Here is a 12,000-nt window from a genome sequence, read left to right as displayed (position 1 = left end):
ATCTTGCATATGGATTTTTATATATATGAATAAGTGTATATATTGATCTAAACGTGAGCAAGTCTTTTATTGGGGCCATAAAAAAACCACCATCGCTGGTGGTTTTTTTCGTGCAGGTTTTACCAAACTTGAATGCTACCAATTGGTTAGAGGATGGGTGTTCAACTGATAAATTCGAATCCAGTCGTATTGCGTGACCATGGGATAAACGTTGCCGTACTTGTTTCCACCGAAAACGTTTTGAATGCCGTCGTTGGGGATCCAGAAATTCATCATCAATTCAGTCAAATTGTCCGGGATCGGCGTGTAAGACACTTGCGGTGCAACACAGGATGGATTGCAGTCAATCCAGTTTTGATCCAGGGTTTTCAGCAACACACCATCCACATACCATTTAATTGCAGAAGGCGTCCATTCAATGGCATAGACTCGCCATTGGTCAGCAGGTGCTATGTCGATCTTGTGTTCCCATGCACCCCATTGGCGAGTGCCATTCCAATCGACAACGTTCACACCGTAAATTAAGTTGGCTTGGAATTTATCGGGACGACCACCTTCCAATTCAACATCAATCTCTTCCCACTCTCTCGGCGAGCCTTCGTGTTTGTAAGTGAAGAGTGAAGAGATGTAGCCAGTGGCAACATTTCTCGCCGGCGCCTTCATACGTGTTTCAATGCGGCCATATTTGATTCGTTTGGATGGAACAGTGCGCAATTCGCCACAGGAATAGTTGTAAGCACCTTTTTCAGCTTTGTGGTCGTAAGAATAGCTACCAGCTACATATTGATTGCGGATGACCAATTCCAGATTCCCGTTAACGACTTGCACACCCTGGGGTTGGAAGCGGCAGATGGATTCACCACCAACAGCGCCATCACCTTTTGCCCAAATAGCCGTGTTCAAACTATTAAAACGTTCATCCAACTTCAGGGTATAGCCAGAATAAACTCCGGTATAGCCCGGGTAAGCGGTAGGTAAGTTTGAAGGTGGCGTGCTATTGGCTACCACTTCAATCCAATTAAAATTCCACCCCGTTGATTTGGAAAAAACACCCAAGCTGTAGGTGCCTGCATTGAGATTCACGGTTTTGGTGACAGTGGTCCAATTGGTCCAGTTACCTGCAGCGGGAATAACCATGTCACCCAAGGGGATGCTGCCACCGTTCAAGTCGACCGCTGCGGTTGCACCTGCGGGGCTCACAACGCGCATCTTGATGGTATAACTGCCAGTAGTAGGAATCACCAGATTGGAGTACGCGAGCCACTCGTTTGGCTCGATCCAGCCAACGTTATAAGTACCGCCAGTAGGATCGTTTGTGTTTTCAATATCGACGTTGTCGGTGCGATATTTGCCGCCTGAGTTACCTGCAGAGGTATCGTAATAACTGTTGTAAGACTCGGCTTGAAACACAACCGCATGAGCCGGTAAGGCGCAAAGCCCAAACAGGGCAGAGCCAAGTAGCGGAAGCGTGGATTGTTTAATAAATAGGGAAAAAGCGTGACGCATAGTTGTTATCCTCATGGGAATGTAGAGCTTTATTAGATTTTTTGTTCACATCCTGTTTCGCTTTTGTGAGGTGGGGCGGGTATCACAAAGCGCGTAAAACAATCATAGGCACGCTTTTGGGTAATAAATAGGCGCAATTTTCATTATTTTGGCGCCAAATTAAACTTATTTACTATAGAAGTCCTGCCAATTTGCGATTTAGGTAATAAGTGCTCTGTTTCGGATATAAGTCCCACCTCGGTTTCTTGAAGTGGGACGCCTGACATGTTTTCGAGGGGGAATTAATGGGCTGGATTTATTTGTTGGCCGCGGGTTTGTGTGAGATTTTTTACGCGGCTGCTATGCCAAAAACGGACGGTTTTACCAAGCTCTGGCCGAGCCTGTTTTGCTTGCTATTTATCGCTGCCAGTATGTATTTGTTATCCCTGTCGGTACGCACTTTACCGATAGGAACTGCCTACGCGATTTGGGTTGGCATAGGTGCGGTTGGCACAGCGGCTTACGGCATCATCGCCCTGAATGAAGATGCCAGCCTGTTGCGCTTGCTGTGTTTTGTGTTGATTATCGCGGGCATTATTGGGTTGAAGTTGTTGGCGGTGCCCTCTGCTAACTGATGGTCGGGTATCGAGCGTTTGTTAACCTTGTCATAAATAGCGTCGGCTGATAAGGTGCCGGCACTTTCATCTGCGAAGTTGTCTCTGTCATGATCTTGTTGCCCTCGGCGTTAACGCCGCCTTAGTTTCCCTCTCTCGTTGATTTTGCGTCCGGCATTTGCTGGTGTGCGCTGCTTTGTATTTTTCAGTTTTTATATCAATCTGCGTTAGTAATGTCATTTTCGATCTGCCTCGAAAATGGTTTTTCTATTGCCGCACTGTTTTTTGATTTTCCTATATTTTCGGTTTTTAAAAGGTATCTCGTTATGTTAACGACAGTAAAAGAACAATGGTTTTCCAACATTCGCGGCGACTTTCTATCGGGTTTGGTGGTTGCGCTCGCGCTAATTCCTGAAGCAATTGCTTTCTCGATTATTGCCGGTGTTGATCCGAAAATTGGTTTGTATGCCTCCTTCTCTATGGCAGTCGTGATCGCTTTTGCCGGTGGTCGCCCTGCGATGATTTCTGCCGCAACAGGCGCAATGGCGCTGTTGATGGTCACGCTGGTAAAAGAGCATGGATTGCAATATTTATTAGGGGCGACTTTGTTAACAGGGCTGATTCAAATTGTCGCGGGCTATTTGCGCTTGGGCGACTTGATGGGGTTTGTCTCGCGTTCAGTGGTGACGGGTTTCGTAAATGCGTTGGCGATTTTGATTTTTATGGCACAGTTGCCAGAGCTGACCGATGTGACCTGGCATGTGTATGCAATGACCGCTGCTGGCCTGGGTATTATCTATTTATTTCCTTATATTCCAAAAATCGGAAAAATAATTCCTTCACCACTCGTCTGCATTTTAGTGCTTACAGTCATCGCACTTATTTTTAAAATTGATATTCGCACCGTGGGTGATATGGGTGAACTGCCCGACACCTTGCCGATTTTTCTGTGGCCAGACGTACCGCTGAATTTGGAAACCTTGTTAATTATTTTGCCCTACTCGATTCCACTGGCTGCGGTAGGTTTGTTGGAATCGATGATGACCGCCACGATTGTGGATGATATGACCGACACCACTAGCGACAAAAATCGCGAGTGTAAAGGCCAGGGCGTTGCTAACATCGCCACGGGTTTGCTTGGCGGTATGGCGGGTTGTGCGATGATTGGTCAATCGGTTATTAACGTGAAATCGGGCGGCCGCACGCGTTTATCCACCTTTCTTGCTGGTGCACTGTTACTCATTATGGTGGTATTTTTAAGTGATTGGATCTCTGTCATTCCAATGGCTGCGTTGGTGGCGGTGATGATTATGGTATCGATTGGAACCTTTAGTTGGGCATCGATCCGAAACCTGAAAAAACATCCGCTCTCGTCTAATATTGTTATGCTCACCACGGTCACTGTAGTTGTTGCCACTCACAATCTTGCTTACGGTGTATTTATTGGCGTGCTTATGGCGGCGATGTTTTTTGCCAACAAAATTGGCCATTACATGGCAGTGACTTCCGAGTTGAATGAAAACGGCAGCGAGCGCACTTATAAAGTCTTTGGCGAGGTTTTCTTCCGCTCGGCAGATATGTTTGTGCGCGGTTTTGATTTGAAAGAAAAGTTGCTCAAAGTCACCATCGATTTAACCCACGCGCATTTTTGGGATATCACCTCAGTCGCTGCATTGGATAAAGTCGTACTGAAATTCCGCAGAGAAGGCGTTGATGTCGATGTAATCAATATGAACAAAGCCACTACTACCATTGTGGATGATTTTGGTGTGCACCATAAACCGGAAGATATTACGCAGGTAATGGGGCATTAAATCTCACCACACTCAGTACAAATTAATTTGCTGCAAGCAAAAGCCCTTTAACTATACTTGCCTTTTTCAATACCGCCGCATTGAATTGCCTGAGGGTGACGTCATAACGAGGTTGAAAATTCGTTAATTTAGCGATGTTTTTTGGTTACGCGCCCTTTCGTGTAATCGCCCGAAAAAATCATCTTTCGCCAACTTGCGAAGCAGTCGTTTGGGTATAAGCTTAAATTATGCTCAAGTTTATCTGGGTTTTTTCCTAAATTAATGTTGGCTATATGAGGAATTTAAAATGAAAATTTTCGCTATAACATCTGCTTTTATAATCGCGATTGTATCTAGCTTTTTGCACGCAGAAGAGTTCGGAACCACTGCTGATGCAGAAGCGATGGTAAAGAAGGCAATCGGACACATAAAATCTGTTGGCGCTGACACCGCATATAGTGATTTTACCGGGCAGAGTCCGGATTTCATAAAGAACGATGTTTACGTTGTTGTCTACAGCATGGGTGGCAAAGCATTAGCTCATGGTCAAAATCCAAAACAAGTCGGAAAAGAGCTGATAGATTTTAAAGACGCAGATGGTAAAGAGTTCATCAAAGAGCGCGTTCAACTAGCTAAATCTAAAGGGAATTTTTGGCAGGACTATAAATTTACAGACCCTGTTACCAAAAAAATCCTACCTAAATCTGCCTACTGTGAAAAAGTGGATGAAACTATTGTTTGCGCCGGTATCTATAAGCGCTGATATCAAACTTTAACAACAATGTTCATTATCGCGCGAGAGTGTAGATGAAAATACGCGGAAAATTACTGTCTTTGCCTTCCATGGTTTTGGTATTCATGGTTATTCTAGGTTTTGTGGCTGTGATGGCCATGAGAACCATGGAGCATTCGGCGCGCGATATATATGAAGTACAGTTTCAAAAGTACCAGTTAAGTGTTGCTAGCTTGGATGATGCGCGCGCGGCAAATATCGGTGTCTATCGGTTGTTTACGTGGTTGAATAATTATGATGCAAATCAAATTAAAACCGCTGCTGCTGAGATCGATAAAAATCTGGATGATGCTATGCGTAGAGTTCAAAGGCTATTGACAGAAAGTGAACTAGCCGCAGATGAAAAAAATACTATAGAAGAGGTACTGGCAAGTTTAGCCACCTATAAAAAGGAAATAGCCGGCTCAATAGAAATGGCAGATATTGACCCTAATATGGGTTTGACTTCCATGCAAACTGCGGATAAGACTTTTCTATCATTGCAGGAAAAAATACAGTCATTAGTTGATAGTGCTGATAAATCTGCTGAGCAGCAATTCAAAAAAACGGTTGAAACGTCATCGCGCGCAATTCTTGGCTTTGTCATCATTTTAGTTGTTGCTGTCGCCTTTAGTATCCTAATTAGTCTGTGGCTGAGTGGAAAAATTATTGCCTCTCTAAGGCAGACAATCAATATTGCAAAACGTATTGCGCTGGGCGATTTAACCGGAAGAATTCAAGTAAATGGCACAGATGAAATTGCTGAATTAGAAGCGTCATTACAAGATATGCAATCAAATTTACACGGTATTGTTAGCGGTATAATCGAAGCATCGCGAACCTTGCAGTCCATGAGCCAGAGTTTACATGGTTCCTCAGCAACGATTGTATATGGCATTGCCGAGCAACTTAAAGCTGCAACAACGATGGCATCTGCAGTCGAAGAAATGTCGATGAACATCAGTGTTATCAATACGCATGCACAGGCTGCTGATGAAGCGATGCGCACGTCGAGTCAACTTGCTGGTGAAGGTAAAAACGGGTTGATTCGAGTTAAAGAGTCTATGCAAAAAATTGACGTTTCTTCGCAAGACACGCGCCATGTTGTCGAGTCTTTAGGCAAAGAATCTGAGCAAATTTCCAACATTATCAATGTCATTAAAAGCATCGCAGATCAAACTAATCTGCTGGCGTTGAACGCAGCCATAGAGGCTGCTCGCGCTGGTGAACAAGGTAGAGGCTTTGCCGTGGTGGCTGATGAGGTGCGTAGCTTGGCGGCGCGCACAGCATCTTCAACGGTTGAAATTACAGCGATGATCAACGCCATTCAGGTCGGCGTTTCCAACGCCGTGAGTGGTATGCAGTCGGGCGTGAGCCTGATTGATAATGGCAGTGCTCTTGCTGTTACGGCAGAAGAAGCAGTCGGGCAAACTGTTTCCAGGATTTCTGAGGTCACAAAGATGGTCAGTGAAATGAGCTCAGCATTGCGTGAGCAGCGCACTGCCAGTGAGATGATTGCTCAGGAAGTTCACCAAATTGCCGAACTGGGAGAGCAAAACAATGCAGCTTCTGTTACAGCTAATGAAGCTATTGCGCGCTTGCATGAACTTTCGGTTAACATTCAAAAAATGGTAAGCCGATTTAGTATTTAAACGGATCAGGAATGCGCTTGCGATTATGTGATACTCGGTCTTAATCCCACCTGCTAGACTTTACCTTCCTACAATAAAAAAGACCCGTACCAACCCATGAAAACCCCCATCTTCAATATCCACGACCTTATCCTCGTACTCACCCTCGCTGTCTGCGTGCTGCTGGTGATTTTCCAATGGTTGTTATCCAAACAAAAGGCGATTGCCTCGCAGTTGTTGTCGGGATTTTTTGTGTGCGTGGGTGCGAGTGCGCTGTGTAATTTGTTGTTGTGGAACGACTATATTGGCTTGCACAGCGAAGTGGCGAAAATGGTGCTGTCACTGGGATTGGTGACGGCGGTTGTCGGTAAAAGTGTGTGTCTGTATTTGTATGTGGTGGCGATTACGCGGGCAAATTTCTCCCTGCGTGTGAAAGACGCGCTGCATTTATTGAATTTATTCGCGGTTGTCGGATGGGTGCTCTGGGGTGGTTTGGATAGTGATCGGCTGCGGTTTCAGTCTGCTACTCACACAGAATATTCCATTCAGCTTACGAATTATTTATGGCATTACTTGAAAATTTTACCGGTGGTTTATGCCTTTGCGGCAGCGCTGGAAATTTATCGCTACAAACAGCAGCTAAAACAATTTTATTCCAGTTTGAGTTTGCAAGGTCCCTATTGGTTGCTACTACTGACATTGGGTTTTGCGCTCAATTGGTTCTGGTCGCTCGTCGTGCATTTGCTCGGGCAGACAGTGAGTTTTTCCATCGCCGATAGTTTTGGCATTTTCGACAACTACATTACCTTTGTGTTGGTGAACGCACTGTTTGTGTACAGTTTGTTGTATGCACATCAATTACTGGAAACCAAAGAAAAGCTCAAAGAAAAAGAAGTAGTTGCGCCGGCAGAAATATCGCCCGATGCCATTGCGCGCATTCGCAATACCATGGAGAAGCAGCAGCTGTATTTGAAACAAAATTTGAATATTGAAGATTTTGCGCGGCAGGTGGGTATTCATTTTCGCGAGGTATCCAGCATTATCAATAAGGAATTCAATACGAATTTTTTTGAGTTTGTGAATGAGTATCGCGTGAATCGCGCGAAGCAGATGCTGGTTGATCCGCAATATGCGGAGATGACTATCCTGGATATTTTGCTGGAGTCCGGGTTTAACAGTAAGTCGTCATTTCACCGGTTTTTTAAACGCTATACCGGGATGTCAGCGGCGGAGTTTAGAAAACAAACATCCGCTGCCGAATAAATATGGATACCCGCGTTCGCGGGTATGACGAAAAATACAGTTGAATGGCAAATGTTTCGTCACTCCTGCGAACGCAGGAGTCCAGATGTTTATTTATTGTTGCGACCTACGAGTGCCAATCCACCTAGTAATACTAACCACAATAAATTCACTGCACCGCCACCACCCGAACCACCCCCGCTAGTCGCTTTGGAAGTGGCTACTGATGACATTGCTACTGCGGTGGAACTTACTGCAACACTGCTAGCGGCGATTGAACTGGGCGCAGCACTTGAAGCGGCTATCGAGCTTGCTGCTGAACTTGAAACGGCAACTGAACTCGCGCTTGAACTACTTGCAGGCGCATCCGCTGGTGGTGTGCCGCTAAAACCGGTGGCGTTTTCTTTGGTTAATGCGAGTACCAAAATGCCATCTTTTACCACTACGTTTTCAGGTGCAAAATCTACGCGGTTGGTATCAAAACTCCAATTGGCTTTGCCCCAACGCGCACTATCAAAATTGTTGAAATCATCGCGCCAGCCGCCTTCAAATGTTTTGGTGGTGGTGTTGTAGGCTTTGTAGTCGATGTAGTTTACGAACTGATAAACAGGGAGTGCGGTATCATCCCACGCGCCTACCCAAGGCACTGATTCGGATGACCAAATATTAAAACGCAATGATTGTGGATTGGTAAGACTAGTCACTGTGCTGGTGCCAGTGATGCGACGCGCTTCCACGCCATCCACAAACCAGGCGACATAATCGGGTGTCCACTCAACGACATAGGTGTGGTAGGCATCCGCGAGCGATGAAGGCGCAGTATGCACTTGTTCGGTGTGGATGGTCGGGCGTGAGCTACCGAGGATTATATTGCTCTGCCATTCGGTCGCATTATTTTTGCCAAACACTTCAATATCAATTTCTTCCCAAAAGGTATTACCCACTTCCGAGCCGTTTTTGTAAGTAAAGAAAGTCGATAACACACCGCTGGCGTTGGCCACGCGCATGCGTATTTCATAGCGGCCATATAAATAGCTATCGCTGGAATAAATTTCCGCGCCTTTGTAAGGCTTGGCATTAACAAGATGAGCGACTAATCCCATGGTGATCGCCAGGAAAACACATAACAAACGACGCATAACATTACCTCAGTGACAAAAACAGTTTTAAAACGCAGTAGTAAAAAATAAACGAGAAAAAATAACACGACAAAAAATAAAAACGGGAGTGCAAGCAAGGTGCCCGCAACTCCCAAAGGCTGAAACAGGTTTAGATTTTAGTTAACTTGATCCAATCAATATTAAAACCACCGCTGTTGGCGTAAATCGCCAAACTTTGTACGCCAGCATTCAGGTAAATATTGTGGCTGATCGTCTGGTAGGTACCCCAGCCGCCGGTGTTGGGCACACTGATGGTTCCCAAACCTACGCCGTTGCGATCCAGAGTAAATTGGGCAGTGGTGAGCGCCGAGGCTACACGGTATTCCACTTTGTAAGTGCCGGTTTGCGGAATATTCACATTGTTGTATTTGAACCATTCACCCGCATCGATATAACCCACGGTGCCACCGGATACGGTGACGCTGCCGCCCACTTCATTAAAGCTTTCCGCTTGGATGGTGATAGATGCGGCGGGCGCACTGCTACTGCTGCCACCACCAGTGCCGCCATCGACCGGAGGTGTACCGGTATAACCGGTCTGGCCTTCGCGTGTCAGTGCCAGTACCAGTGTGCCGTTTTTCACGACTACGTTGTTAGGGTCAAAATCCGCGAGGTTTTCACCGAAGGTCCAGTTGGCCTTGTTCCAACGATTGGTATCGAAGCTGTTAAAGTCATCGCGCCAGCCGGTACCGAAACTATTGGTCGCGGCCACATAGGGTTTGTATTCAATGTAGTTCACAAATTGGTAGACCGGCAGGATATTGGGGTTCCACGCGCCTACCCATTCGGCAATGTTTGCGGCCCAGAGGTTAAAACGCAGATCCTGCGGGCTGGTCAAACTGGTGACAAACTGGCCACCGTTAATACGACGAACCTGGGCGCCATTCACAAACCAGGCGATGTAATTCGGCGTCCACTCCAACACGTAAGTGTTGTAGCCATCACCCAGCGAAAAGGGCATGGTATGTACACCTTCGGTTTTGGTGGTGGGGCGGTTGGTGCCGATAATCACATTGCTCTGCCATTGGGTGGCATTGTTCTTACCGAAGATCTCGATATCGATTTCTTCCCAAAAGGTACCGGCTTGCTCGGAACCATTTTTGTATGTGAAGAAAGTGGACAATACACCGCTGCCCTTGGCAACACGCATACGCATTTCATAGCGGCCGTATTTGTAGGTTTGCTTCGAGTAGATTTCCGCAGCTTTATAAGGTTTGGCGGCGGCAGGGCTGGTGGCAGTGAAACCGATCAGGGTGGCGAACGCAAAGAGCACGCCGGTATAGCGATTAAGTTTGAACATAGCGAATACCTTTATCTTATTTATTAGAGGTAATAGTTAGAAACGCTTTTGTCTGTAGTAGACCGTGGCGACTGCGGCCTGCCACGAGCTTATACTCCCCAAATTGCCAAACTTGGTCGCACCAGTTTGAGCAGAAAACCTGAAGTGGTGCGCACTAAACCTAAAATGGCGCGCAGAAAACCTGAAGTGGCACCTAAAGTTTGATATGACACCTGCAACTTTTTGGCCGTTGAACCGTAGATGGGATCAAACACCCCGAATAAGGAACGAATCCCGAGATGACTGCCCCGACTGAAAATCAGGACGATGAGCTGATCAACCTCATCGCCCGTTGCGCGCTGCGCGACCAGGCCGCGCTAAAAACGCTGTTTGAGCGGGTGAGCCCCTACTTGAATGCTATCGCCTGGCGCATCCTGAAATCCAAAGAGCTGAGCAACGAGGTATTGCAGGAGGCGTTTTTGCAAATCTGGAATAACGCGGCCAGCTACCGGCCGCACCTCGCCAAGCCGCTGACCTGGATGGCCAGTATCGCGCGCTACCGGGCGCTGGATCGGCTCGCTTCAGAGAAGCGGATTAGCGATAAGTTTGTCGCCCATCCTGAAGGGATAGAAGATATACCCGGTGGCGATGAACCCGAGCACAGTGTCGGCGCCAGCCAGCTCAGGTTTCATCTGCACCAATGCCTGACTACGTTGGGCGATAACATTAAACGCAGTATCGAGCTAGCCTATTTATATGGCTACTCGCGCGAAGAGATCGCGCAGCAATTTGCCACCAATACCAACACCGTTAAATCCTGGCTGCATCGCGGCGCTGAAAGGTTGAGACTATGCCTAGAAAGCAAATAAGTGCGTCTGGAGGCCAAACACCCGAGCCACCTTTAGACGACAAGAGCCTCGCGTTCGACTATGTCACCGGTGTACTGCGCGGTACCGAACGCGAGCAATGTGAACAGCGCCTGCGCAGCGATACGGCTCTGCAGGCAGAGGTCAGCTTCTGGGAAGAGCAGCTCATGAGCCTTAGCGATGAACAACAAGGCATCAAACCCGACCCGGCAGTCTGGCGCGGTATTGAGGCGCGTCTACAACAGCAAACGCGCCCGGCTGATACGCGGCCATCCAGATTTGCCTGGCTCTGGCCCAGTGTCTCCGCGTTTGCGACTGTGATGCTCGCGGTATGTATCTGGCTGCTGATGGCGCGCGACCCACTGCAACAACCCAATGCCGATTATGTAGCCGTACTGACCGACGACACAGGTGCACCGCAATTGACCGTACTCACCGCCACTGGTGGCGCGCAGCTCTGGTTGAAATGGGAAGCGGTGGAGATTGCGGATGATAAAAACCTGCAGCTCTGGGCGGTTTCCAAACGCGATGGCCAAATCCGGCCACTCGGTGTATTTGCGCAAACCGATATCCAGCAATTGCCACTCACAGTCCCACAGTGGCGGCTGATTAAAGATTCCTCACATTTGATCCTGACGGAGGAAGACGTAGGCGGCTCGCCGTTAGATGAACCCAGTGACGTGGTCTTGGCAAAAGGTGTTTGCGTTCTCCTCGCACAGGTGAAGAAGGCCATATAATGCGCCGCATCTATCTCACCTGCGAACCTATGCCATGACGAAAAAACTCTGTTGCGGTTTACTGTTGTTGCTCGCCAGCGCTGTTACCCAAGCGCTGGAGATTCCTTTGCAAGATGCCAATTTCAAACAATGTGTGCAGGAATTGGCAGCGAAAAAAAATTGGCAGAGCCTTGCCGATATCACCGCGCTTGAATGCCACTCAAAAAATATCGCCTCGCTTGAAGGTATTGAACAATTCCCGCAGCTGCAAAAACTATCGCTCTACAATAACCAGCTCACTGGAGCGAGCATCGGAAAATTACCGAACCTCCGCCATATCAATCTCGCTAAAAATAAAATCACCCAGGTCAACTTCAGTGAATTACCGGCGCTTGAGGAGTTGTATATTTTTGGCAATAAAATGACGGCTTTGGAATTAACC

11 protein-coding genes are annotated in these 12,000 nt (G+C 47.2%); 8 read left to right on the top strand and 3 right to left on the bottom strand.

What is annotated here, in order from left to right:
* Positions 1–135 precede the first annotated feature (135 nt).
* Positions 136–1,506, bottom strand: coding sequence for a family 16 glycosylhydrolase (locus tag ACWA6V_RS08780; protein ID WP_449522131.1), 1,371 nt, complete (start codon positions 1,504–1,506; stop codon positions 136–138).
* A gap of 284 nt (positions 1,507–1,790) precedes the next feature.
* Between ACWA6V_RS08780 and ACWA6V_RS08775 the strand changes: the two genes are divergently transcribed.
* The 5 genes from ACWA6V_RS08775 to ACWA6V_RS08755 all read left to right on the top strand — a co-directional run bounded on the left by ACWA6V_RS08775 (position 1,791) and on the right by ACWA6V_RS08755 (position 7,558).
* Entirely contained in the window at positions 1,791–2,120 is a 330-nt protein-coding gene (locus tag ACWA6V_RS08775) for a DMT family transporter (RefSeq protein WP_449522130.1), read from the top strand.
* 305 nt (positions 2,121–2,425) lie between these two features.
* A complete protein-coding gene (locus tag ACWA6V_RS08770; RefSeq protein ID WP_449522129.1) occupies positions 2,426–3,913 on the top strand; it encodes a SulP family inorganic anion transporter in 1,488 nt (495 codons plus the stop codon).
* A 286-nt stretch (positions 3,914–4,199) separates the two neighbouring features.
* Complete coding sequence (locus ACWA6V_RS08765; protein WP_449522128.1) at positions 4,200–4,655, top strand: cache domain-containing protein; 456 nt, start codon at positions 4,200–4,202, stop codon at positions 4,653–4,655.
* 44 nt (positions 4,656–4,699) lie between these two features.
* Positions 4,700–6,316, top strand: a complete 1,617-nt coding sequence (locus tag ACWA6V_RS08760) for a methyl-accepting chemotaxis protein (RefSeq protein WP_449522127.1) — start codon at positions 4,700–4,702, stop codon at positions 6,314–6,316.
* Between the two features lie 96 nt (positions 6,317–6,412).
* Complete coding sequence (locus ACWA6V_RS08755; RefSeq protein ID WP_449522126.1) at positions 6,413–7,558, top strand: helix-turn-helix domain-containing protein; 1,146 nt, start codon at positions 6,413–6,415, stop codon at positions 7,556–7,558.
* Between the two features lie 89 nt (positions 7,559–7,647).
* Here ACWA6V_RS08755 and ACWA6V_RS08750 read toward each other — a convergent pair whose 3' ends face one another.
* Both ACWA6V_RS08750 and ACWA6V_RS08745 read right to left on the bottom strand, forming a co-directional pair.
* Positions 7,648–8,676, bottom strand: coding sequence for a family 16 glycosylhydrolase (locus ACWA6V_RS08750; protein WP_449522125.1), 1,029 nt, complete (start codon positions 8,674–8,676; stop codon positions 7,648–7,650).
* Positions 8,677–8,806: 130 nt separating this feature from the next.
* Complete coding sequence (locus ACWA6V_RS08745) at positions 8,807–9,997, bottom strand: carbohydrate-binding protein (protein ID WP_449522124.1); 1,191 nt, start codon at positions 9,995–9,997, stop codon at positions 8,807–8,809.
* Between the two features lie 278 nt (positions 9,998–10,275).
* Here ACWA6V_RS08745 and ACWA6V_RS08740 point away from each other — a divergent pair, with 278 nt between their 5' ends.
* From ACWA6V_RS08740 to ACWA6V_RS08730, 3 genes are all read left to right on the top strand, one after another.
* Entirely contained in the window at positions 10,276–10,845 is a 570-nt protein-coding gene (locus ACWA6V_RS08740) for an RNA polymerase sigma factor (protein WP_449522123.1), read from the top strand.
* Positions 10,827–11,579 carry an anti-sigma factor gene (locus ACWA6V_RS08735; RefSeq protein WP_449522122.1) on the top strand — a complete coding sequence of 251 codons (753 nt, stop codon included), beginning with the start codon at positions 10,827–10,829 and terminating at the stop codon, positions 11,577–11,579. Before ACWA6V_RS08740 ends, ACWA6V_RS08735 begins: the two co-directional genes overlap by 19 nt.
* 34 nt (positions 11,580–11,613) lie before the next feature.
* A partial coding sequence (locus ACWA6V_RS08730; RefSeq protein WP_449522121.1) for a leucine-rich repeat domain-containing protein occupies positions 11,614–12,000 on the top strand: 387 nt, incomplete at its 3' end.

The sequence above is a fragment of the Cellvibrio sp. genome, from assembly GCF_053579595.1.
The sequence above is the reverse complement of the archived record's forward strand: the minus strand, read 5'-3'. Positions and strand labels throughout refer to the sequence as shown.

Bases quoted from the DNA above. Each gene is read 5' to 3' on its own strand.
- ACWA6V_RS08780 (WP_449522131.1), bottom strand. From the start codon at position 1,506: ATGCGTCACGCTTTTTCCCTATTTATTAAACAATCCACGCTTCCGCTA.
- ACWA6V_RS08775 (WP_449522130.1), top strand. From the start codon at position 1,791: ATGGGCTGGATTTATTTGTTGGCCGCGGGTTTGTGTGAGATTTTTTAC.
- ACWA6V_RS08770 (WP_449522129.1), top strand. From the start codon at position 2,426: ATGTTAACGACAGTAAAAGAACAATGGTTTTCCAACATTCGCGGCGAC.
- ACWA6V_RS08765 (WP_449522128.1), top strand. From the start codon at position 4,200: ATGAAAATTTTCGCTATAACATCTGCTTTTATAATCGCGATTGTATCT.
- ACWA6V_RS08760 (WP_449522127.1), top strand. From the start codon at position 4,700: ATGAAAATACGCGGAAAATTACTGTCTTTGCCTTCCATGGTTTTGGTA.
- ACWA6V_RS08755 (WP_449522126.1), top strand. From the start codon at position 6,413: ATGAAAACCCCCATCTTCAATATCCACGACCTTATCCTCGTACTCACC.
- ACWA6V_RS08750 (WP_449522125.1), bottom strand. From the start codon at position 8,676: ATGCGTCGTTTGTTATGTGTTTTCCTGGCGATCACCATGGGATTAGTC.
- ACWA6V_RS08745 (WP_449522124.1), bottom strand. From the start codon at position 9,997: ATGTTCAAACTTAATCGCTATACCGGCGTGCTCTTTGCGTTCGCCACC.
- ACWA6V_RS08740 (WP_449522123.1), top strand. From the start codon at position 10,276: ATGACTGCCCCGACTGAAAATCAGGACGATGAGCTGATCAACCTCATC.
- ACWA6V_RS08735 (WP_449522122.1), top strand. From the start codon at position 10,827: ATGCCTAGAAAGCAAATAAGTGCGTCTGGAGGCCAAACACCCGAGCCA.